At 67.6% G+C, this 24,131-nt stretch carries 12 protein-coding genes and 1 riboswitch; of the genes, 8 read left to right on the top strand and 4 right to left on the bottom strand.

What is annotated here, in order from left to right; genetic code table 11:
• The coding region (locus ACOJVU_RS18310) for an AMP-binding protein (RefSeq protein ID WP_421531074.1) at positions 1-1,589 on the top strand (1,589 nt) is incomplete at its 5' end.
• A gap of 22 nt (positions 1,590-1,611) precedes the next feature.
• Here the strand turns inward: ACOJVU_RS18310 and ACOJVU_RS18305 are convergent.
• Positions 1,612-5,118, bottom strand: a complete 3,507-nt coding sequence (locus ACOJVU_RS18305; RefSeq protein ID WP_421531073.1) for an RND family transporter — start codon at positions 5,116-5,118, stop codon at positions 1,612-1,614.
• 180 nt (positions 5,119-5,298) lie between these two features.
• On the opposite strand from ACOJVU_RS18305, the gene ACOJVU_RS18300 reads away from it, so the two are divergent.
• Complete coding sequence (locus ACOJVU_RS18300; RefSeq protein ID WP_421531072.1) at positions 5,299-6,009, top strand: GAP family protein; 711 nt, start codon at positions 5,299-5,301, stop codon at positions 6,007-6,009.
• A gap of 12 nt (positions 6,010-6,021) precedes the next feature.
• On the opposite strand, the gene ACOJVU_RS18295 is transcribed toward ACOJVU_RS18300, so the two are convergent.
• Genes ACOJVU_RS18295 through pks2 form a run of 3 tightly spaced genes read right to left on the bottom strand, consistent with a single transcriptional unit; the run spans position 6,022 to position 15,153 of the window.
• Positions 6,022-7,290, bottom strand: coding sequence for a glycosyltransferase (locus ACOJVU_RS18295; RefSeq protein ID WP_421531071.1), 1,269 nt, complete (start codon positions 7,288-7,290; stop codon positions 6,022-6,024).
• 50 nt (positions 7,291-7,340) lie between these two features.
• Positions 7,341-8,786: a condensation domain-containing protein gene (locus ACOJVU_RS18290; RefSeq protein ID WP_421531070.1), complete on the bottom strand. Its 1,446-nt coding sequence runs from the start codon at positions 8,784-8,786 to the stop codon at positions 7,341-7,343.
• Positions 8,787-8,844: 58 nt separating this feature from the next.
• Positions 8,845-15,153, bottom strand: coding sequence for a sulfolipid-1 biosynthesis phthioceranic/hydroxyphthioceranic acid synthase (pks2, locus tag ACOJVU_RS18285; protein ID WP_421531069.1), 6,309 nt, complete (start codon positions 15,151-15,153; stop codon positions 8,845-8,847).
• A gap of 1,118 nt (positions 15,154-16,271) precedes the next feature.
• Between pks2 and ACOJVU_RS18280 the strand changes: the two genes are divergently transcribed.
• The 6 genes from ACOJVU_RS18280 to ACOJVU_RS18255 all read left to right on the top strand — a co-directional run.
• A complete protein-coding gene (locus tag ACOJVU_RS18280) occupies positions 16,272-16,850 on the top strand; it encodes a carboxymuconolactone decarboxylase family protein (RefSeq protein WP_421531068.1) in 579 nt (192 codons plus the stop codon).
• 100 nt (positions 16,851-16,950) lie between these two features.
• Entirely contained in the window at positions 16,951-18,075 is a 1,125-nt protein-coding gene (locus tag ACOJVU_RS18275) for an NAD(P)H-dependent flavin oxidoreductase (protein ID WP_421531067.1), read from the top strand.
• On the top strand, positions 18,072-18,740 hold the full coding sequence (locus ACOJVU_RS18270) for a TetR/AcrR family transcriptional regulator (protein WP_421531066.1): 669 nt from the start codon (positions 18,072-18,074) through the stop codon (positions 18,738-18,740). The genes ACOJVU_RS18275 and ACOJVU_RS18270 overlap by 4 nt, the downstream gene beginning before the upstream one ends.
• Before the next feature lie 33 nt (positions 18,741-18,773).
• Positions 18,774-18,943: riboswitch (M-box (ykoK) riboswitch) on the top strand.
• Positions 18,944-19,233: 290 nt separating this feature from the next.
• Positions 19,234-19,470 carry an Rv1535 family protein gene (locus ACOJVU_RS18265; RefSeq protein ID WP_421531065.1) on the top strand — a complete coding sequence of 79 codons (237 nt, stop codon included), beginning with the start codon at positions 19,234-19,236 and terminating at the stop codon, positions 19,468-19,470.
• A 250-nt stretch (positions 19,471-19,720) separates the two neighbouring features.
• Positions 19,721-22,861, top strand: a complete 3,141-nt coding sequence (ileS, locus tag ACOJVU_RS18260) for an isoleucine--tRNA ligase (RefSeq protein ID WP_421531064.1) — start codon at positions 19,721-19,723, stop codon at positions 22,859-22,861.
• Positions 22,862-22,893: 32 nt separating this feature from the next.
• A partial coding sequence (locus tag ACOJVU_RS18255; RefSeq protein WP_421531063.1) for a PE family protein occupies positions 22,894-24,131 on the top strand: 1,238 nt, incomplete at its 3' end.

Raw genomic sequence — 24,131 nt, 5'->3', positions numbered from 1 at the left:
CGGCTCACGGGTCCAAGGGCGATCGGGCCGTGATCCTGGCCCCGCAGAGCCCCGACTACATCATCAGCTTTCTCGGCGCGCTGCAGGCCGGGCTCATCGCGGTTCCCCTGTCGGTGCCCTACGGCGGCCCCCACGACGAACGCACCACGTCGGTGCTGGCCGACACCACCCCCACCGTCCTTGTGACCACCTCGGGCGTCGTCGACCATGTCAGCCCGTATGCCCGGGCGCAGGAGGGCGGATCGGCGCCCTCGATCGTGGAAGTCGATCGGCTGGATCTGGATTCGCGGCCGAGCGGTTCGCGGCCCGGATCGCGCCGTGCCCCCGCCGAGCACTCCGACACCGCCTACCTGCAGTACACGTCGGGTTCCACCCGCATACCGGCCGGGGTGACGGTCTCCAACAAGAACGTCTTCACCAACTTCGAACAGATCATGGCCGACTATTTCGCTCTCGACGGGGGAGTGGCCCCACCGGGTCTCACCGCGGTGTCGTGGCTGCCGTTCTACCACGACCTGGGGCTGCTGCTGGGAATAGTCATGCCGATTCTGGTGGGTGTGTCCAGCGTGATCACCAGCCCGGTGGCATTCCTGCAGCGACCGGCCCGGTGGTTGCACATGATGGCCGGCGACGGCCCCACATTTTCGGGAGGGCCCAACTTCGCGTTCGAGGTGGCCGCGCGCAAGACATCTGACGCGGACATGGCCGGGGTTGACCTTGGCAGGGTCCACACCATCCAAAACGGCAGCGAACGCGTGCAGCCGAAAACTCTCAAGCAATTCGCTGACCGCTTCGCCCCGTTCAATCTGAATCCCGCGGCGCTGCGCCCGTCCTACGGCATGGCCGAGGCCACCGTGTACATCGCGACCCGAAATGTGGGCGAGCCCCCCGAAACCGTGCACTTCGATTCCGAGAAGCTGCCCGCCGGCCAGGCGCAGCGCTGCGCAACCGGAAGCGGCACACCGCTGGTCAGCTACGGCGTCCCGAAATCGATGCTGGTGCGCGCCGTCGATCCCGAGACCTGCAACGAGTGTCCCGACGGAACGGTCGGCGAGATCTGGGTGCACGGCGACAACGTGGCTTCCGGCTACTGGCGCAAACCCGAAGAGACGGCCGCCACGTTCGGGGCCCGTATCAAGAACCCCTCCGAGGGCACCCCCGAGGGCCCATGGCTGCGTACCGGCGACTCGGGCTTCTTCTCCGAAGGAGAGGTGTTCATCGTCGGCCGCCTCAAGGACCTGTTGATCGTCTACGGGCGCAACCATTCTCCCGACGACATAGAAGCGACCATCCAGGAAGTCACGCCCGGGCGCTGCGCGGCGATCGCCGTCCCGGACAAGGGCGTCGAAAAACTGGTCGCCATCATCGAACTCAAGAAGAAGGGTGAGTCCGACGAAGACGCGGCGGACAGGCTGCGCCTCGTCAAACGTGAAGTCACCTCGGCGATTTCGAAAGCCCACGGGCTACGTGTCGCGGACCTCGTCCTCGTGTCGCCCGGCTCGATCCCCATCACCACGAGCGGAAAGATCCGACGCTCGCAGTGTGTGGAACTCTACCGGCAGGACGAATTCAGCAGGCTGGACGCCTGAATTTCCACCTCGCCGGGCATTCTCACCGGGCATTCGGCTCGAACAGCGGAAGCGACTCGTCCTGGACTCTCGGCTGTTCGTCGCTGCCGTTCGAGTGACCCGCGCCGTTCGCCCTACCGTTGCTGTGGCCGTTGCGGGGGCCGTTCGTTCCCGCGCTGACGAGTGCGTGTGACAGCACACCGGGGCCGAACAACGGCAGCGAGTGACCCAGATAGCGGTTCCTCTTGTAGCTGCCGTTGCCATTTCTGTTGGCGGACAACGGATGCCGGGCGGGTTCGGTCAGGTCGTCGGTGAGATGGGAAGACGCGCCGCCCAGATCGAACAAGGGGAGTGCGTGGCTGGGAACGCGGGCGGCGGGCCGCTGGTCGCCGGCCTCTTTCGGCGTCCCGCGCGCACGACCATGTTGCTGTGGTTCGGGCTGCCGGACATGAGTTTTGAGGTTGGGAATGACTTTCATCCGCACGAGCTGTTCGGTGATCTGCTCCAGCTGGCGCCGCTTCGCCTCGTAAGAAGCGACCACCTGATCGGGGCTTTTGCCCAGATCTGACGGCCACCAGTTCTTCTGGCCGATCATCGCGGCCAGCGCCGGCACCGTGATGGTGCGCACCACGAACGTGTCGATCAGAATCCCCATACCGAGGATGAAGCCGGCCTCGAGCATCGTGTAGATGCTGGCGCTCATCAAACCGAACATGGACACGGCGAAAATCAGGCCCGCCGACGTGATCACGCCGCCGGTCGAGCCCACGGTGCGGATGACCCCGACGCGCACCCCGTGCGGGGACTCGTCGCGAATCCGTGAGATCAGCAGCATGTTGTAGTCGGCGCCGATGGCGACCAGCAGGATGAAGGACAGGCCCGGAAGGCTCCAGTGCAGGTTCTGGCCCATGAATATCTGGAACACCAGGACCCCGAAACCCATCGCCGACATGTAGGACAGCAGCACCGAACCGATGAGGTACAGCGGCGCGACGACGGCCCGCAGCAGACCGACCAGAATCAGGAACACGATGAGGATGGTCGCGATCACGATGAACTTGATGTCGCCGTTGTAGTAGTCACGGGTGTCCCTGAGACCCGTGGGAACTCCGACCACCGACACTTTGGCATCGGCCAGTTCGGTGTTCGGCAGCGCCGAACGCGCCGTCCTCTCGATCGCGTTGACCTGATCCATCGCTTCGGTGGTGAACGGATTCAGCGAGCTCTGGATGAAGTAGCGGGCTGCGTGCCCGTCTGGAGACAGGAAAAGCTGGGCGCCCTTCTTGAACTCGTCCCTGGTCGTGATCTGCGGCGGCAGGTTGAAGCCGGCCATGGACGGCTTGTCGGCGTCCAGCTTCATGTTCAGCAGGAACTGTGACGCCTCGTCGAGCCCGCTGCCCAGCTTCCTGGTCTGCTCGACCAACGCCTTCACACCTCCGGCGATCGCCCGGCTGCCGTCGGCCAGGGCGTTGGACCCCTGTTTGGCCTGCGCCATGGTGGACTGCAGGTTTCGGATCGTCCTCAATGCGCTGGCCGCTTGCCCCAGCGTCTGCTGGACGCTGCCCAGCGCCTGGCCCACCGTCGAGGCCCGCTGGGCCGATTGCAGATTGCGGGACATGATCTTGAGCGAGTTGAGGGTTCCGTCGTCATCGGCTGCGACCAGGGCCGCCAACCCGGCACGCGATTGCATACAGCCAGGATCGGCGTTGCACTCCGGACTGTCATTGAGTGCCTGCAGCATGGGGCCGGCCCACTGAGCGGTGTTTTCGGCATGGGCGGTGGATGCGCCGAGATTGTCGCCGAGGGACTTCATCTGCCCCGTGTAGGACCCGCCCTGGTCGAGCGCGGCGATCGCCTTGTCGCCGCCCACCAATTGCTCCATGGCGGTCAGTGGTCCCACCACTCCGCTGAGGCTCGCCACGGCGCTGGAGACCTGGTCCCGAAGCTGGGCCAGGGCGTCGGCCAGCTGATTGGAGCCGTTGACCAGCTTGTCCAGGTCGTCGCCGTGGTTGGTGATCTGACCGGAAACCTCGTCGAGTTTGCCGCCGACTTCGCCGGCCTGCCAGGACAGCTTCATCTGTTCGAGCCGTTCACCGTTGGGGCGTGTCAGGCCCCGCACCATGATGACGTTCGGCAGCTGGCTCACCCGGTCGGCGACCTGCTCGATGTCGGCCAGGGCGGTCGGCGTCCGCAAGTCGTGGGAGGACTGGATGAACAACATCATCGGGGTCATCGAGTTCATCGGGAAATGGCGATTCATCGCTTCATAGCCTTTGGAGCTGTCGACGGACGCCGGCATGGTTCTGAGGTCGTCGTAGTTGAACCTCATCACGCTGGTGCAGCTGGCCAGGGCGATCAGCACGACCAGACTGCCCACCAGGTGGATTCGCGGCCGGCGCACGACCCGCGTTCCGGTGACCCGCCACATGCGCGTGGTCAGCTCCCGGCGGGGTTTGATCCAGCCGCGGCGTCCCGCCAGGACGAGCAGGGCGGGCATCAGCGTCACCGCCGAGCACAACGCCACGGCGATCGAGATGGAGATCGCCGGGCCGACAGCCGAGAACACCTGCAGCTTGGTGAAGACCATGGCGAGGAAGGTGACCGCGACCGTGGCGGCCGACGCGGTGATCACCTTGCCGATCGACATCAATGCGTTTTTGACCGCGGTGTCCGAATCCTGGCCGTGCCGCACGTAGTCGTGGTAGCGGCTGATCAGAAAGACCGCGTAATCCGTTCCCGCGCCGAGCATGACGGCGCTCATCAGGATCATGCTTTCCATGTTGAACGGCAGGCCCGCGCCGACGAGCCCGGACAGCACGCCCTGCGTGGTGCCGATCGACGCACCGATGTTGGCCAACGGCACCACCATGGTGACCACGTTGCGGTAGATGATGAACAAGATGACCAGCACGCAGATCACGGTGGTGACCTCGATGAAGTGCGCGTCTTCCTCCGTCATCGCCGTCATGTCGGCGATCGTGGCTTCCGGTCCGCTCAGATAGGCATTGAGCGTGGTCCCCTTGGTGACCTGCTTGGCGATCTCCTTGACATGGCTGAATTCGGCAAGAGTCGCGGGCGCCATGCCGTCACCGGGGAAGCTGACCGGCAGGTTGATCGCCTTGCCGTCCTTGCTGACCAGGAGCTCCCGCATCTCCGGAATTTTCAGGACGTCCTGGATGGCTACTTTGTCCTGCTTGATCTGCTTGTCCTGCTGCAGCTTCTCGACCAGTTTTCGGTAGACGCCCTCGTCGGCGGGGGTCAGCCCCTTCTCGTCGGTCAAGATGATCAGTGCTTGGGAGCCGCCGCCGGCTTCGTGGAAGGCCTTTTGCATCTCCCTGCCGACGACCATCGTCGGGGCGTCATCCGGTAGCGGCTTTTGCTCCTGCTTGGCGGCCTGCACCGGAAGCGGGGGAAAGATCAGTGCCAGGGCGCCGGCGAAGATGATCCAGCTGGCGATGACCACCAGAGGCCGCCGGATGACGAAATCCCCGAGGCGGTCGAACAGTCCCCCGGGTTTGGCCGCCTCATGAGAACCAGTGGGGCGTGACACCCAGACAACACTACAATTCGCTATCGATTCACGTCAGGCGATCGCGATTCGCCGCGGTGATCGTGATCATGGCGTGACATTTGCTGATCCCCGGTCGTTCGTCCACCGATTCGCCGGTAGCGCAGTGCCGCGGTCGATCACCACGTAAAATTTCCGCACGTGTGGGGCATAGTGCTGTGGATGGCGCTGGTCACAGCGCCCGACCCGGTGCGCATGGGTATCGCCATCCTGTTGATCTCGCGGCCGCGGCCGTTAGTCAATCTGTTCGCGTTCTGGCTCGGTGGCATGACGACGGGCGTCGTGGCGGGCCTGACGGCATTGCTGTTGCTGCGCGACAGTTTGCCGGGCTTCGTTCACCACATGAGGTCGGCAACGGCCGCATTCACCGGCGGGCACAGCCAGGCCGTCATCGGCGTGCTCGTGTTGGCGGTTGCGGCCATTGCGGCAATCGGGGTCGTCCGCAAGCCGGTCCGGGTACCCGTGTCGGCGGGACATCCGCCCGCTCCGACGCCGCCCCCGAGCACACCGACGGCGCTCTCCCGGCTTGCGGTGCGCGCCCGAAACGCCCTGGGAAGTGGAAATCCCTGGCTGGCATTCGCGATCGGCCTCGGTCAGGCGACACCCCCGGTCCAATATCTGGCGGCGCTGACGGCCATCCTGGCTTCCGGGGCCGCGTTCGGCACGCAACTGGGCGCGGCCGTCACGTTCACCGCCGTGACGCTGGTGCTGGTCGAGATCCCGCTCGTGAGCTACCTGGTGGCCCCGGCGCGCACCGAGGCGATCACGCTGCGGGCCCACCGGTGGATGCGCACCCACAGTCGCCCGATCCTGATCGTCAGCGCCGCAGTGCTGGGTTCGGTCATGGTGGCCGGGGGCATCGGCCGCCACTGACAGTGCCGCCCGCTATCGCGTCGTTCCTCCGGACCCCGCCGCGACAAGATGGTGCCGGCGGACCTCGTCCTCGAGCAGGTCGGCGGTGGTGCTCACGCTGACCTTGGCCGGTGTCATGCGGCCGGCGATCTGGCCGGCGCGCGCGACGTAGTCGGGAGCCAGGATCGCGCGCAGGTCTTTGAGCAGTGTCTTGTTGCTGGATCCCGCGAGGCGTCGCGCCTTGCCGACCTTGAGCGTCGTGACCTGCAGCGCCCAGGCCGGCTGTTCGGCGCCGATCCACAGGACCAGCGTGGGCACGCCGGCCCGCATGCCCGCGGCCGTGGTTCCCGCGCCGCCGTGATGGACGACCGCGCGACAGGATCCGAACACGGTCGCATGATTCACCTCACGGACCACCTTGACGTTGTCACGGTGCGCCGCGGCGCCGAAGTCGGTGACCCCGGCGCAGATCAGCGCCCGCTCGCCCAACTGCGCACAGACGTCGCCGATCATCGCGACCGTGGCGGCGGGGGATTCGACGCGCATGCTGCCGAAGCCGAAGTAGATCGGCGGTGTGCCCGCCGCGATCCACGACGCGACCTCGTCGTCGCACGCCGTGGGCTGCTCGAGCGTCAGCTGGCCCACGAAGGGGCGCCGGCTGTTCCATTCGTCGGCGAGGCCCGGAAAGTAGACCGCGTCGTAGGCCTGGATCTCCAGCGCTTGGTCGTCGATCATCCTCCTGGCCGAGGAGCGCCACGTCTTGGGCAGGCCCAATGCGCGGCGCTGGGTGTCCTCGGCGTCTTTGGTCATCCACCAGTACATCCCGTACAGCGCCCGCATCGTCGTCCGGATCAACGGGCCGGGCACATAGGGGACGAGGTGGCCGTTCACCCGGTGCGGGAAGTGGTGCATCGCGGCCATCGGAATGCCTTGGTACTCGGCGACATTCGCGACGACGCCCTGGTAGGTCTGGCCTGAGACGATCACGTCGGCGCCCTCGGTCAGCGACACCAGCGCCGTGCTCATCTCCGCCCAGCCGCGGGTCAGGTACTCCGCACCCGGCCGCAACACGTTGACCGGGTTCTGGACCCGCCAGAAGTGACGGAAAACGTCCTCGTCCAGCTGGGTGTGCGAGTCTGGCCCGTAGGCGACGGCGGAAAGCCCGACGGATTCGACGAACCCGATCAGGTTGGGCGGCACCGCCATCCGCACTTCGTGCCCCCGGCGCCGCAACTCCAGAGCGACCGCGGCGCAGGGTTCGACATCGCCACGGGTGCCATGAACAGCCAGGACAGCCTTCATCGCCGGTATCGGTTACGTTGCACGCGTGGGCTTGTGGGGCTCGGCGGGCCTCACCTGGCGGCGCGCACCGGTGTCTCGGACAGGCTGCCCGCGACGACCTTGTCGAACGCCGACTTCAGCGCGTCCGTGTAGCGGATCACCGACTCGCGGGCGACCGGATTGTTCGGGAAGGAGACCATGATGGAGACCTCGTCGAACAACCGGAACACCGTCGAGTACATGTAGGCCGGGCTGCGGCCGTCGGTGAACGCGGTCGCGTTCACCCCGTCCAGGGCGGTGGCCACGATCGCGGACAGGGGAGGCAGGCCCGCGTCCATGTAGCTCATCATGGTGAATTGCGGCCCGTGCTTGTGCAGCCACGGGGCGAGCTCGAGCACCTTGTCGAACGGCACGTTCGCGCAGTTCATGTTCGCGTCGAAGGACGCCTGCGCGGCGCGGGCGGTCTCCTCGAACGAGTTGTGGTTGATCGGAACGGTGAACGGCACCACGCCGGTGAACCATCCCACCGTCATGAAATCCGCCGGGCTCTTGCGCTTGTCGGTCGGCGTGAGCCCGTAATAGGTGTCCTCGCCGGACAATTCGTGGTGGGCCAGGGCGGCGCACGCGAACAGGCCGCCACTGAACCGGGCACCGGCCCGCTGGCACAGGGCCTCGAACTGCGCGGTCTGCTCCGGGCCCAGCAACTGCACGGCGTGCACGTCCCCGCCGCACGGGATCGACTGGTCACCCAGGGGCAGCGGGAAGTCGGGCAGGGTCCCGCCGTTGGCCTCGGCGAACTCGATCCATGTGCGCACCTCGGGGGAGTCCAGCGTCATCGACGACACCGTCTTGTGCTCACGCAGGCAGAATTCGTCGTAACTGGCCGCCGGCGGCAGGGTGACCGGCGCCTTGCCCTCCAGGATCGCGGTGTAGTTCATCAGGATCTCGACGTAGAGCCCGGCGATGAGCATCGGGTCGCAGTGCAGGTGGTCGACCACCGCGTACAGCGCGAAGCGTTCGTCGTACTGGATGATGCCGAACCGGAAGCAGTCCCACTGCAGCGGGTCCGGTGTGGCCATGACGTGGTCATCCCACTCGGACTGGGTCAGCTCACCGTACTTCTTGGCGACGAAGTTGATGTCGCGCGGGTTTTCGATGGTGTGCCGGACGATGTCCTTGGGGCCGTTGTACTCGAACCAGCTGTGGTAGGTCGCGTGCCGACGAAGGTGCGCGTTGATCACGTAGGTCATGGCGCGGATGTCGCAGCGGCCGGGAACGTCCCAGGAGCCCATGATCGCCCGCGAGTAGTCGAGCCCCTTCTCCTTGAACTCCACGTAGCCGCGCAGGTGGCCCACCTGCATCGAACTCGGCGGCACCGGACTGGCCGGTGCCTGCTGTGCCTTCGCCAGTGACCCGGGAGTCGGCTGCCACGTCACGACCGATCCCCCGTTCAGGTCCCAGTCGTAGGCGTTCCCCACCCGTAGGCTGTCGTGCTCGGTGCCTCCACCTATGAACACGTGTCCCTCCTCTGTTCCCGATCCTGAAAAACAGGCCACATTGCCGTCCGGATGTTCATCACGCCGGGGCGTCCTCTTTGGGCGCCAGTTTGTCGAAGAGATGATCCGCCAAACCACGCACCGTGGTGATGTCGGCAGATGTGATCCTTACCCCCGTTTGCGATTCGATATGCGTCCGCAACTCCAGGTTGCCCAGGGAGTCGAGGCCGTATTCCGACAGCGGATGATCCACGTCGATGTTGCGACGCAGGATCATCCCGATCTGCTCGGACAGCAGGCGCCGCAGCCGGGTCGGCCACTCCTCGAGCGGCAACTCGGCCAACTCGGCCCGCAGTTTGCTCGAACCCGAACGCTGCTCACCGGCCGTCTTGAACAGCTCGAGGAACTTGCTGCGTTCGGCGAAGGACGCGATCCACGGGGTCCCGACGAGCGGGGTGTAGCCCGTGTACGCCCGGTCGTGACGCAGCAGCGACTCGAACGCGTAGGCGCCCTCGTCCGGTGTGATCGCCGCGCCGCTGCCCTCGGCGAACTCGGCGCCGCGACCGATCTCGGCCCAGGCGCCCCACGCGATCGCGGTGGCCGGCAGACCCTGGGCACGCCGCCACCTGGTGAAGGCGTCCAGCCAGCTGTTGGCCGCCGCGTAGGCGCCCTGACCCGGCGAACCCAGCAGCGCCGCCGCCGACGAGAACAGGCAGAACCAGTCCAGCTCCGCTGTCTGAGGCCGGCGGACGGTGGCCTGATGCAGGTTCCACGCGCCATACACCTTAGGCGCCCAGTCGCGGTCGAGCAACTCGTCGGTGATGTTGATCAGCGTGGCGTCCTCCACCACCGCCGCCGCGTGCAACACGCCACGCAGCGGAAGACCCGTGGCTGTCGCCGTGGCCACCAGCCGCTCCGCGGTGTCGGCGTGGGCGATGTCGCCGCATTCCACGATCACGTCAGAACCTATCGCTCGGACGAGCTCGATCGTTTCATGCGCCTTCCGCGTCGGTTCCGAGCGCGAGCTCAGCACGATCCGACCCGCGCCCGCCGCGGCCATCTTCTCGGCCAGGAACAGCCCCAGCCCTCCCAGGCCGCCGGTGATGATGTAGGAGCCGTCACGACGGAACACCGGTGCCTGCTCGGGCGGGAGTACGACACTGCTGCGCCCGGCCCGCGGGATGTCGAGGATGAGCTTGCCGGTGTGCTCGGCCGCGCTCATCACCCGGATCGCGGTGGCCGCCTCGGCGAGCGGGTAGTGCGTGCTCTCCGGCATCGGCAGCACGCCCTCGGCCGTCAACCGGTACACCGTGCTCAGCAGCTCGCTGACCTGATGCGGGTGGCTCACCGACATCAGGCCCAGGTCGACACCCCAGAACGACAGGTTGCGCCGGAAGGGGAACAGGCCCAGCTTGGTGTCGCCGTAGATGTCACGCTTGCCGATCTCGACGAACCGCCCGCCCAGCGCCAGCAGCTTGAGCCCGGCCAGCTGTGCGGCACCGCTCACCGAGTTCAGCACGATGTCCACGCCGTAGCCGCCGGTGTCCGCGCGGATCTGGTCGGCGAACTCGATGCTGCGCGAGTCGTACACATGCTCGATGCCCATGTCGCGCAACAACTGTCGACGCTGCTCGCTGCCGGCGGTGGCGAAGATCTCTGCGCCCGCGGCGCGGGCGATCGCGATGGCCGCCTGCCCCACACCGCCGGTTCCGGAGTGGATCAGCACCTTGTCGCCGGCCTTGATGCGGGCCAGGTCGGTCAGGCCGTACCAGGCGGTGGCGTGCGCGGTGGTCACCGCGGCCGCCTGCGCATCCGTCATGCCCTCGGGCAGGGTGGTGGCCAGGTGCGCGTCACAGGTGACGAACGTCGCCCAGCAGCCGTGCGGCGACATGCCGCCGACGTGGTCGCCGACCTTGTGGTTGGTCACGTCGGGTCCGACCGCGGTCACCACGCCGGCGAAGTCGGTGCCCAGCTGCGGCAGGATCCCGTCCAGACTCTGGTAACGGCCGAACGCGAGCAGCACGTCGGCGAAGTTGATGCTCGACGCGGTGACCGCCACCTCGATCTGTCCGGGCCCCGGCGGAACCCGGTCGAAGGCGACGAACTCCATGCTCTGCAGGTCGCCGGGCATGCGGATCTGCATGCGCATGCCGTCGTGCTCGTGGACGGCGATGGTGCTCTGGCGCTCCTCGGGTCGCAGCGGCGACGGGCACAGGCGCGCCGTGTACCACTCGTTGTTGCGCCATGCGGTCTCGTCCTCGTCCGGGCCGACCAGCAGCAACTGGCGGACCACCTGCTCGGCGTCGGTGTTCTCGTCGACGTCGATGTGGGTGGTGTGCAGGTGCGGGTGCTCGGCCCCGATGACGCGCAGCAGGCCGCGGATGGCGCCCTGCTCGAGGCTGGGACGGTCGTCGGAGAGCACCGTCTGCGCGTTGCGGGTCACCACGTACAGCCGCGGCGCCTCCCCGTCGAGTTCGGGCAGCTCGCGGGTGATGCGCACCAGGTGGCGGACGTACTCTCGAGCGGCAACAGCCACGCCGGCGCTTTCGGCACCCTCGCCTGCGGAGGCGCCGTTGTGCGGCGCGGTCAGCAGGACGACGCCGCAGAACCCGCCGTTGCCGATCTGGCTGCGCAGCCGTTCGGCGAGGGCCGCGTGTTCGGCGTTCTGCGGCCACGACATCGTGGCGCACTCCGTGTCGTGCAGCTTCATCGCGTCGGTGAACGGCGCCACCAGCAGGTCTGCGGCGTCAGAGGTGCTGATCAGCAGCCACGCTCCGGGCTCGGTGGTGGCCACGTCGGGCAGCGACCGCTGTTGCCATTCCACGGTCAGCAGCCGCTCGCTCATCACGCGGGCGCGCTCGCTGCCCGGCGCGGAGCCGGTGCCCATCTGCAGCCCCCGCACCGTCAGCAGGACGGCACCGTGCTTGTCCAGGAGGTCGAGGTCCGCCTCGACGGCGCCGCCGGTCGCCGCGGTCACCCGCGAATAGCAGTAGCGGGCCGTGTGGACCGAGCCGTAGGCGCGCAGCTGGCGCACGCCCAGCGGCAGTAGCAGGCCGCCGTAGCTGGCGTTGGCGACGCTGGGGTGGGCGGCCACCGACTGGAAGCATGCGTCGAGCAGCGCCGGGTGCACGCCGTAGCTGGTCTGCTGCGTCCGGATCACGCTGGGCAGCCCGATCTCGGCCAGCACCGTGGTGCCGGTGCCCTCGGCGGTGTGCGCGGCGGCCAGGCCGGTGAACGCCGGACCGTACTGAATGCCGCACAGGTCCATCGCGTCGCGCAGGTCGGCGCCTTCCAGGCGGCTCGGGTGTGCCGCGAGCAGGGCGTCCATGTTCTGGGCCGGCGGCTGCTCCTCCTCGTCGATCACGTCGTAGAGCACCGCGCCGGCGCGCCGCACCTGCATGCCCTCCTCGGTGGTCTCCACCGAGAACGTGAGCAAGCCCGGCGCCTCCGCGGTTGCGGTGAGGCTGACCTGGGTTTCCTCGTCCAGCAGCAGCATCTGCTCGAAGCGGACGTCGCGGACTCCCGCGGTCTCGCCGAACACGGTGCGTGCCGCGGCCAGTGCCATCTCGCAGTAGGCCGCGCCCGGCAGGGTGGCCGTTCCGTGGACCTGGTGATCGGCCAGCCAGGGCAGTGCCGCGGTGCCGATCTCGGCCTGCCACACGTGGCGCTCGGGCTCCTCGGGCAGCCGTACGTGCTGGCCCATCAGCGGGTGTACCGCGACGCTGGAACGCAGGGCGCGCGAGCTGTGGCCGTCGCGGCTCAGCAGCAGCGTCCGGTGCGTCCAGGACGGCAGCGGCGCGTCCACCAGGTGCCCGCTGGGATGCAGCACCGAGAAGTCGACTCTGGCGCCGGTGGAGTAGAGGTCGCCCACGAAGCCGCGCATGCCGTGGGACAGCGGCTGCTCGCGCCGCATCGCAGCCAGCGCAGCCACCGTCATGTCCAGGCTCTTGGCGGTCTGGTCGACGGCGTGGGTCAGCAGCGGGTGCGGTGCGAGTTCGCCGAACACGCGGTGGCCGTCTTCCATCGCCGCCTGCACCGCCGCGGAGAAGCGCACCGTGTGGCGCAGGTTGTCGACCCAGTAGTTGGCGTCGCAGTACGGTTCCTCGCGGGGGTCGAACGAGGTCGCCGAGTAATAGGGAACCTCGGGGGTCAGCGGCTCGATGTCGGCGAGGACGTCATAGAGCTCGTCGAGGATCGGGTCCACCTGCGGGGAATGTGACGCCACGTCGACGGCCACCTCGCGGGCCATCACCTCGCGCTGCTCCCAGGCCGCGACCAGCTCGCGGACCGTGCCGGTCGCTCCGCCGATCACGGTGGACTGAGGCGAGGCCACCACGGCCACCACGGCGTCGTCGACGCCGCGGGCCATCAGCTCCGAGAGAACCTGCTGGGCGGGCAGTTCCACCGACGCCATCGCACCGGTGCCGGCGATCGTGGTCATCAGCTTGGAACGTCGGCAGATGACCCGCACGCCGTCCTGCAGGGACAGCGCCCCGGCCACCACCGCCGCCGCGGCCTCGCCCATCGAGTGGCCGATGACCGCGCCGGGCGCCACCCCGTAGGACTTCATCGTCGCCGCCAGCGCGACCTGCACGGCGAACAGCGTCGGCTGCACCCGGTCGATGCCGCTCACCTTCTCGGGTGCCGTCAGCGCCCCGGTCACCGAGAATCCGGACTCGGCGGCGATCAGAGGCTCCAGCTCGGCGATGGTCGCGGCGAAGGCGGGCTCGTGGGCCAGCAGGTCGGTGCCCATCGCCGCCCACTGTGATCCCTGACCGGAGAACACCCAGACGGGGCCCTTGTCGTCCTTGCCGGGAGCCTCCTGGTAAACAGTGTCGCCCGAAGCGACCTCACGCAGCGCCTCGACCAGTTCAGAAGTGGTGCCGGCCAGCACGGCCGTCCGCACGGGGCGGTGCCCGCGCCGATGGGACAGGGTGTAGGCCACATCCGCCATGGTCAGCTCCGACGCGTGCGCGTCGACCCAGTCCGCGAGCCGCCCGGCGGTGTCCCGCAGCGCCTCGGCCGACGATGCCGACAGCGGGAAGAGCAGAGCGCCCTCGCGTCCGGTGGTGATCGTCGCCCCGTTGCGCGACACGGTCCCGGGGGCCTGTTCCACGATGGCGTGCACGTTCGTGCCCGACAGGCCGTACGCCGACACCGCGGCGCGGCGCGGGTTGACGTCGTTGATCGGCCACGGTGTGGTCTCCTGCGGCACGAACAGCCCGGTCCGGATCTGGGCAATCTCCTCGGGCAGGGCCTCGAAGTGCAGGTTCTTCGGCACGATGCCGTGCTGGACGGCGAGCACGGCCTTCATCAGCCCCAGCGCGCCGGCCGCGGCCTGCGTGTGCCCGAAGTTGGTCTTCGAGGCGCCCAGGACGCACGGGCGGTCCACGCCGTACACCTCGGCGAGGCTCGCGTACTCGATCGGGTCGCCGACCGGTGTGCCGGTGCCGTGGGCCTCCACCAGGCCGACCGTCTTGGGGTCCACGCCGGACGCCGCCAAAGCCGCGCGGTACACCGCGGCCTGCGCGTCTCCCGACGGCATCGTGATGTTCGTGGTGTGGCCGTCCTGGTTGGCGGCCGTGCCACGGATCACGGCCAGCACCCGGTCGCCGTCGCGCTGCGCGTCGGCCAGTCGCTTGAGCAGCAGCACCACGCAACCCTCGCCGGTGACGAAGCCGTCCGCCTTGGTGTCGAACGCGTGGCAGTGTCCGGTCCCCGACAGCATGCCCCCGGCCGAGGCGGAGGCCGACCTGCGTGGTTCCAGCATCACGTTGACGCCGCCCGCGAAGGCCATCTCGCTCTCGCCGTCGGCGAGGCTGCGGCAGGCCTGGTGTATGGCGAACAGACCCGACGAACAGGCGGTGTCGATGGTCGTCGCCGGCCCGCTCAGGCCCAGCGCGTAGGCGATCCGCCCGGAGGCCATGCAGGAGATGGTGCCCGGGTTTCCGTACGGTCCGTCGAAGGCGTCGGTGGCGGCGTGCACGAATAGGTAGTCGGCGTAGTTCACTCCGACGAAGACGCCGGTGGCCTCGGCGATCGTGGCCTTGGTGAGGCCGGCGTGCTCCATGGCCTCCCACGCGGTCTCCATCAGCAGTCGGTGCTGCGGATCCATCGCGGTCGCTTCTTTTTCGGAGATGCCGAAGAACTCGGGATCGAAATCGCCGACCTCGTCGAGGAACGCGCCCCACTTGCACACCGAACGTCCGGGCACACCCGGTTCCGGGTCGTAGTAGTAGTCGACGTCCCAACGGTCGGCAGGAATCTCGACGACCATGTCGTCGCCGCGCAGCAATGCTTCCCAGAAGAGGTCAGGGGAGTTGATGCCCCCCGGCAGCCGGCATGCCATGCCAATCACAGCTACCGGAGTAACGCCTGCCCTATCCACTGTCCTTCACCTCTCCTTGCCTATCCGCAGTTCTTATCACTGCCGAACGCTGTTATCAGCGCTTTGGGAAATATCGTTGGATTATCGGTACCGGCTCCGAACATCACAGTGCCGCGCAAACAACCCGTCGACCCCCACGAGGGAAGCCGTGCGTAAGACCTTGGCGCGACCTGCAGCCTAGCGGTTCCGATTCACCTGCACGGAAAAATCGTTCGAACGTACAAAAATTTTACAAACCTTAGGTACATCTCACGTTGACCGACGGGCGTGACTGACTTATCGCTCATGAGGAGATCTCGAGCCTGACATCCATCCTGGACGTTGCGAAACGGCTGCTAGAGGCGGTGTGCGCCAACGTCGTCCGGCATTCGGGGGTTCGGGCAGCGGTGCGGCGGCTGGGTGTGCCAATGGTATGGCCCTCCGTCTCTGGGTGGGCGCACTCCTCGGGGAGCGCACGTCGATGTAACAGGGGACTACCGAATCGGCGATGCTCGGCCGAGTCGTGATCGGGGTGCCGTTGCGTCCCGTGTCCGGCGGCCCCGTCGAGTCCCGGGCGGGCTTCGGTTCGGCGCTGCTGGGAGGGGCTGCTGGGAGGGGCTGCGCGACCGAAACCCGTCCGCGTGAGCATAGGCGTCTGCCAGAATCGGCGCGGGGAATTCGACGAATTGATATGGACAAGTGACGCATTCCACATCAATGCTTGTCGCGCCGTTGGCGCCAAGCGTTACTAAGCGAGTGTTTAATTATGTCGCCAACTGTACCGTTGGGGGGTCGCCGCGAACCGCAGCGCAAACCTGGCCCGATCTCGATGGGTTGCAATGTCATACCGGGTGAAACGGTTTTCCTGCGTAGTGGGTTGAATCGATGCTCCACGCACGGATTCGGCCAGCGATGGTGTGCCGCGGATCCGGTGTGGCTGCCGAACGCGTGTTGGCCGGCAACGTTTTCCGGTGATCTGTGAAATCTATCCCCTGGAAACGGCTGCGCGCGAAGTTGTTTGGTATCAGCCAGAGCCGCGGGGCGCAGGGCGATCGTTCGTTGCGGCCGACGTCGAGGTCCTGGATACCATGGTCGGTGAACGCAATTGATTTCCGCCAGCCCGACGGAGTATGTACGCCATGACGACAGCCCGGGTGCCCAGACTGCCGCTCGACGAAGCCAAGGCCGCCGCCGACGAAGCGGCCGTGCCCGACTACATGGCGGAGTTGAGCATCTTCCAGGTGTTGCTCAACCATCCGCCCCTGGCGCGGGCGATCAACGACCTGCTCGCCACGATGCTCTGGCATGGCGACCTCGATCCGCGGCTGCGCGAGCTGGCGATCATGCGGATCGGCTGGCTCACCGCGTGCGACTATGAGTGGACGCAGCACTGGCGTGTCGCCTTCCGGCTCGGCGTGCCTGTCGAGGACCTGGTCGGGGTGCGCGACTGGCGGCGCCACGGGGCCTTCGGGCCCGCGGAGCGTGCGGTGCTGGCGGCCACCGACGACGTGGTGCGCGACGGTGCCGTCAGTGCGGACAGCTGGGCGGCGTGCCTGTGCGAATTGGGTGGCAACACAAGGGTCCTGGTCGAACTCGTGACCGCGATCGGGGCGTGGCGGATGATCGCGTCGATCCTGCACAGCCTCGAAGTCCCCTTGGAAAAGGGCGTTTCGAGCTGGCCTCCGGACGGTCGGGCACCCGCGCCGAGCGCGTCGTGACGCTCGGCATCCCGGGCGATTCCCGGTCGCGGTGACATGCGCGGCGAAGCCTTGCGCACGACAGATTGACTTATCAGTCACTAAATCTTAACGTCGGCGAATGCGAACCAGGGTCGCCGAACTTCTCGGCGTGGAGTTCCCGATCTGCGCCTTCAGCCACTGCCGCGATGTCGTGGCCGCAGTGACCAACGCGGGCGGATTCGGGGTGCTCGGAGCCGTCGCGCACAGTCCGCAGCGACTGCGCAGCGAGCTGACCTGGATCGAGGAACAGACGGGCGGCAAGCCGTTCGGTGTGGACCTGCTGTTGCCGCCCAGATATGTCGGTTCCGAGCGGGGCGGGATCGATGCCGCACAGGTCTACCACCTCTTGCCCGAGGAGCACCGTGCCTTCGTCGACGACCTGCTCGCTCGCTACGGCGTCGCGGCGTCCGGCGAACAGACGCGCACGCCCTCGGGCGGGCTCAACGTCTCTCCCAAGGGGTACGAGCCGCTGCTCGACGTGGCCTTCGCCCACGACATCAGGCTGATCGCCAGCGCGCTCGGGCCGCCCCCGTCCGATCTCGTCGAGCGCGCCCACGACAACAACGTGCTGGTCGCCGCGCTGGCCGGGACCACCGTCCACGCGCGGCGGCATGTCGCGGCGGGGGTGGACCTGGTCGTCGCGCAGGGTACCGAGGCGGGCGGTCACACCGGTGAGGTGGCGACAATGGTGCTGGTGCCCGAGGTGGTGGACGCCGTCGCGCCGGTTCCGGTGCTGGCGGCCGGGGGCATCGCCCGGGGTCGCCAGGTCGCCGCGGCCCTGGCCCTCGGGGCCGAGGGCGTCTGGTGCGGGTCGGTGTGGCTGACCACCGAGGAGGCCGAGACGGTTCCCGCGGTCAAGGAGAAGTTCCTGGCGGCCGGCTCCTCGGACACGGTGCGGTCGCGGTCGCTGACCGGGAAGCCCGCACGGATGCTGCGCACCGCCTGGACGGACGAATGGGAACGCCCGGACAGCCCGGCCCCGCTCGGCATGCCGCTGCAGAGCGCGTTGATCACCGAGCCGCAGATACGCATCAACAAGGCCGCCATCCAACCCGACGCCAAGGCCCGCGAGCTGGCCACGTACTTCGTCGGCCAGGTCGTCGGATCGCTCGATCGGGTCCGGCCGACGCGTGCGGTCGTTCTCGACATGGTCGAGGAGTTCATCGACACCGTCGGGCGCCTCGAGAGCCTGGTCGAGGAGTGAGCAGCGGCGTCCGCCGTCGCCGCGCGGTCACCGACGAGGACAAATCCCAGCGGCGTGACCAGATTATGACGGCAGCCAAGGAAGTGTTCGCGCACAAAGGATTTCACGCGACCACGATCGCCGACATCGCCAAGCGGGCGAACCTGGCCTACGGCTCGGTCTATTGGTACTTCGACTCCAAAGATGAGCTGTTCCATGCACTGATGGCGGCCGAGGAGAGTGCGCTGCGCGGGCACGTCGGCGCCGCCCTGACCGCGGCCGAAGCCCGAAACGGCGGACATCAGGCGCCGCTGCGGGCAACACTGCACACCGCCGCGCAGGCGACGTTGGAGTTCTTCGAGGTCGACAAGGCCACCGTCAAGCTGTTGTTGCGTGACCCCTACGCGCTTGGCGAGAGATTCGAGAAGCACCTGGGCGGCATCTACGAGCGGTTCGTCGACGGCATCGAAGGCGTCGTTGTCGCGGCGCAGGGGAGCGGCGAGGTGGTTGCCGCCCCGCCCCGGATGGTGGCCTACACGCTGGCCGCGCTGGTGGGCCAGCTCGCGCAGCGGCGGCTGAGCACCGACGACGGCGTCACCGCTGCCCAGGTTGCCGACTTCGTCGTGGCGCTGGTGTTCGACGGGTTGCGTCCGCGTGTACCGACAGGCCCGGCGCCGGGAATTTGACCGCGTCCTACCCGTCGTGCATCATCGAAAATGTATGCACCTCGTTAGGTGAGGCGGCTACACGAATACAGGCCACTGACCCCGAACGTCGAAAGACGCCCCGGGTCAGGACAGCTCCTCCCGGCTTAAGGGTTGAGCCCAGGTGGCTTCCGGGGAACCGGACACGTCGTGTGGTGTCAAAACTCTGACGAGAGGGGTGCTGGTCTCCGACGCTCGTCGGTTTCTGCACTCCATGCGTGCACGCTGATCGTGCGGGTGGTCCGTGCGAGTCGTGAGCGTTGAGGAGGTGAGGGACGCATGAGTTCCAGCGATAGTCCGGGTCGAAGTCCGAACTTCGTCTCGTCCCGATCCGTTCTCCGGCACGACTTCCTCGGCTGAGGTTCTCGCAGCGCCGATCGGCTTGCCCGACAGGCTTTCTGGGGTCGGAACCACTTCGGGATGGGACGCGTCAGTCCAGTTAACTCCCGTTGTGGAAGTCCTCCAGGAGGCGATGATGACCGCAGTCCTCTACGACGAAGTGGCGCGCCCTGCGCCTGTCCGCGAGTTGACGGTGGTGCGCGACACCGATGCGGTCGTGGCGCCCGAGCGCGCGAAGCCGGCGCGCCGGCCCGACAGCCGGCCGTTCGGCGGGGACCCCCTGGTCGACGGTGCGGCCCGCCTGCTGAGCGTCCCGCTGCGGCACCTGTACGCGGCGCTGTGGCGCGTCGGCGTGCTCGAAGTCCGGGCCTGAGCCCCTCGGGTCGCACCCGCATGCGCGGTGCATGAGTAGAATCGTCGCAACGGCGCCGATCCGGCCATCACCGGGGAGCCTTCGGAAGAACGGCCATCCCGGCCCAGTAGAACCGAACGGGTAGGCCCGTCACAGCCTTTCAATGAGCGGCCACGCGAAAGTGCGGCAAGCGGGGTGGTACCGCGGCGCTCGCGCACCCAGCGCGTCGTCGTCCCTGTGACAGCATGTGGCACAGGAGACGACGCGCGACGTGAACGACAGGGCTTATCCCAAACTGGCCGTCGGGGCGCCCGACTTTCCGGCGCTCGAACTCGAGGTTCTCGACTTCTGGGACCGCGACGACACCTTCCGTGCCAGCATCGCCCGCCGTGACGGCGCCCCGGAATACGTCTTCTACGACGGGCCGCCGTTCGCCAACGGGCTGCCGCACTACGGGCACCTGCTCACCGGATACGTCAAAGACATCGTCCCGCGGTATCGCACCATGCGCGGCTACAAGGTCGAACGCCGCTTCGGCTGGGACACCCACGGGCTGCCCGCCGAGCTGGAAGTCGAGCGCCAGCTCGGCATCACCGACAAATCGCAGATCGACGCGATGGGCATCGCCGCGTTCAACGAGGCCTGCCGGGAGTCGGTGCTGCGCTACACCGACGAATGGCAGGCCTACGTCACCCGGCAGGGACGCTGGGTGGATTTCGGCAACGACTACAAGACGCTCGACCTGCCCTACATGGAGTCGGTGATCTGGGCGTTCAAGCAGCTGTGGGACAAGGGTCTGGCCTACGAGGGCTACCGGGTGCTGCCGTACTGCTGGCGCGACGAAACCCCGTTGTCCAACCACGAATTGCGGATGGACGACGACGTCTACCAAAGCCGCCAGGACCCCGCCGTCACGGTGGGCTTCCCGGTGGCCGGCGGCGACCTCGACGGGGCCTACCTGCTGGTGTGGACGACCACGCCGTGGACCCTGCCGTCGAACCTGGCGGTCGCGGTCAACCCGGACGTGACCTACGTGGTCGTCAGGGCCGACGATCGGCGTTACGTGCTGGCCGAGGCGCGACTGGGCGCCTACGCACGCGAATTGGGCCGCGAATTGGGTGAGGAGCCCGAGATCCTGGGCACCTGCCGGGGTGCGGACCTGCTCGGCGTGCGCTACCTGCCGCCGTTCCCGTATTTCATGGAACCAGAACCGGGGCGAGCCAAGGCATTTCAGGTGCTCCCGGGCGAGTTCGTGACCACCGAGGACGGTACCGGCATCGTGCACATGGCGCCGGCCTACGGCGAGGACGACATGGCGGTTTGCGAGGCGGCCGGCATCGTGCCGGTCACCCCGGTCGACTCCAAGGGCCGCTTCGACGCAGCGGTCCCGGACTACCAGGGGCAGCACGTCTTCGACGCCAACGCGCAGATCATCCGGGACCTGAAGAACGGCACCGGCCCGGCCGCGGCCAACGGCCCGGTGCTGCTGCGCCACGAAACCTACGAGCACCCCTACCCGCACTGCTGGCGTTGCCGCAACCCGCTGATCTATCGGGCGGTGTCGTCCTGGTTCGTCTCGGTCAGCGAGTTCCGGGACCGCATGGTGGAGCTCAACCAGCAGATCACCTGGTACCCCGAACACGTCAAGGACGGCCAGTTCGGCAAGTGGCTCCAAGGCGCCCGCGACTGGTCGATCTCGCGAAACCGCTACTGGGGCACGCCGATCCCAGTGTGGAAATCCGACGACCCAGCCTATCCCCGCATCGACGTCTACGGCAGCCTCGACGAGCTGGAGCGCGACTTCGGGGTGCGCCCGGACAACCTGCACCGGCCCTGCATCGACGAACTCACCCGGCCCAATCCCGACGACCCGACCGGTCACAGCACCATGCGGCGCATTTCCGACGTGCTCGACGTGTGGTTCGACTCGGGGTCGATGCCCTACGCGCAGGTGCACTACCCGTTCGAGAACGCGGAGTGGTTCCAGACGCACTACCCGGGTGACTTCATCGTCGAGTACATCGGGCAGACGCGGGGCTGGTTCTACACGCTGCATGTGCTGGCCACCGCGCTGTTCGACCGCCCGGCGTTCAAAACCTGTGTGGCGCACGGTATCGTGCTGGGGTCCGACGGTCAGAAGATGAGCAAGTCGCTGCGCAACTATCCCGACGTCACCGAGGTGTTCGACCGCGACGGCTCCGACGCCATGCGCTGGTTCCTGATGGCCTCGCCCATTCTGCGCGGCGGCAACCTGATCGTCACCGAGCAGGGCATCCGCGAGGGCGTCCGGCAGGTGCTGTTGCCGCTGTGGAACGCCTACAGCTTCCTGGCGCTCTACGCGCCCAGAGTGGGTACCTGGCGCACCGACTCGGCGCACGTGCTGGACCGCTACATCCTGGCCAAGCTTGCGGTCCTGCGCGAGGATCTCACCGAGGAGATGGAGTCCTGCGACATTTCGCGGGCCTGCGAGCATCTGCGCCAATTCACCGAGGCGTTGACGAACTGGTATGTGCGACGGTCACGTTCTCGGTTCTGGGCGGAGGACCCCGACGCCGTCGACACCCTGCACACCGTGCTGGAGGTGACTTCGAGGCTGTCGGCTCCGCTGCTGCCGTCGGCCACCGAGATCATCTGGCGCGGTCTGACCGGCGGGCGGTCGGTGCACCTGACGGACTGGCCGGACGCGGGCGTCGTGCCCGCCGATGCGGACTTGGTGGCCGCGATGGACGCGGTGCGTGACGTGTGCTCGGCGGCGTCCTCGCTGCGCAAGGCCAAGAAACTGCGGGTCCGGCTGCCGCTGTCGAAACTGACTGTGGCAGTGGAGGACCCGCAAAGGCTTGAACCTTTTGCCGGGCTGATCGCCGACGAGCTCAACGTCAAGGCGGTCGAGCTGACCGATGCCATCGACACCTACGGCCGTTTCGAGCTGACCGTGAACGCCCGGGTGGCCGGGCCGCGGCTGGGCAAGGACGTGCAGGCCGCGATCAAGGCGGTCAAGGCCGGTGACGGCGTCGTCAACCCGGACGGCACCCTGACCGCCGGGCCGGCGGTGCTGCAACCGGGGGAGTACAGCTCACGGTTGGTGGCCGCCGACCCGGACTTCACCGCGGCGCTGCCCGACGGGACCGGTCTGGTGGTGCTGGACGGCACGGTGACCCCCGAGCTGGAGGCCGAGGGCTGGGCCAAGGACCGTATCCGCGAGTTGCAGGAGTTGCGCAAGTCGACCGGCCTGGACGTCTCCGACCGCATCGCCGTGGTGATGTCGGTGCCCGCGCAGCGCCTCGATTGGGCAACGACGCATCGCGACCTGATCGCCGGCGAAATCCTGGCCACCAGTTTCGAATTCGGCGCGCCCGGACCGGACGCCGTCGCGATCGGCGACGGCGTCCTGGTGAGTCTGAGCCGCAATTGACGTTGTGCGGACACTGTGCGAGAGGAGCGTCGATGTCGTATCTGGTTGCGGGCCCGGATCTGATGGCGGTGGCGGCGGCGAATCTGGAGCGGGTGGGTGCGGCGCTCACCGAGGCGACCGCGGCCGCGGCCGCCCCGATCGCCGCGGTGGCGCCCGCCGGCGCCGACGAGGTGTCGCGGGCCGTCGCGGCGCTGTTCTCCCGCGTCGGGCAGGTCCACCAGGCGCTCAGTGCGGGGGCAGCGGCATTGCACGGGAAGTTCGTGCAGACTCTGACCGCGGCGGCCGATGCCTACGCGGGCGCCGAGGCCGCCGTTGCCGCGCCCCTGCAAAGCGCCGGCAACGCCGTCGCTCTGTCCGCGGCACCTGCGAACCCCGCCGGCGCGGTGGCGCTCATCATGGGGCCCAGCGGCATCCCCGTACCGCCCGGCACCTACCTGCGGGCCGTGAACGACTTGTATGTCCAGCTGCTCGATGCGGGTGCCTCCCCGGTGTCGTTGACGACGCCCGAGGGGCTCTATCCCATCACCGGCGTCAACAGCCTGCGCTTCGACACGTCGTTGACACAGGGCGTGGCCACGCTGTACTCGGCGATCTTGCACCAGATTTCCCTCGGCAACCACGTCGACGTCTTCGGCTACTCACAAAGCTCGACCTTGTCCTCGCTGGTGATGTCGCAGCTCGCGGCAGATCACGTGCCGTCCGGCGATGTGTCCTTCATCCTCGTGGGCGACCCGAACAATCCCAACGGGGGCTTTCTGGAACGCTTTGTCGGAGGGTTCGTTCCCAGCCTCGGCCTGACGTCCACCGGCGCGACCCCGAGCGACCTGTATCCGACCACGGTGTACACCAGCGAGTACGACGGATTCGCCGATTTCCCGCAATATCCGATCGATTTGCTGTCCGACCTGAATGCCTACGCAGGCATGCTTCTCATTCACACCACGTACGGCAGCCTCACTGCGCAACAGATTTCCAGCGCCACCGATCTGGGCACCTACGGCGACACCACCTACTACATGATCCCCAACAACAACCTGCCGCTGCTGGACCCGTTGCGGTGGATCCCGTTCGGCAATCCGCTGGCGGACCTGATACAACCCGATCTCAAAGTACTGGTCGATCTCGGTTATGGCAGCACGACCCAGGGTTACTCGCCCGGCGCGCCCAACGTGCCGACACCGTTCGGGCTCTACCCGACCAACGTCAGCCCGGCCGACGTCTTGTCCGCGCTGGCCCAAGGGGTACCGCAGGGAGTCGCCAAGGCCGTCTC

Source organism: Mycobacterium sp. THU-M104 (genome assembly GCF_049197365.1).
Classification (GTDB): Bacteria; Actinomycetota; Actinomycetes; order Mycobacteriales; family Mycobacteriaceae; genus Mycobacterium.
This window is presented reverse-complemented; position numbering and strand designations above follow the sequence as displayed.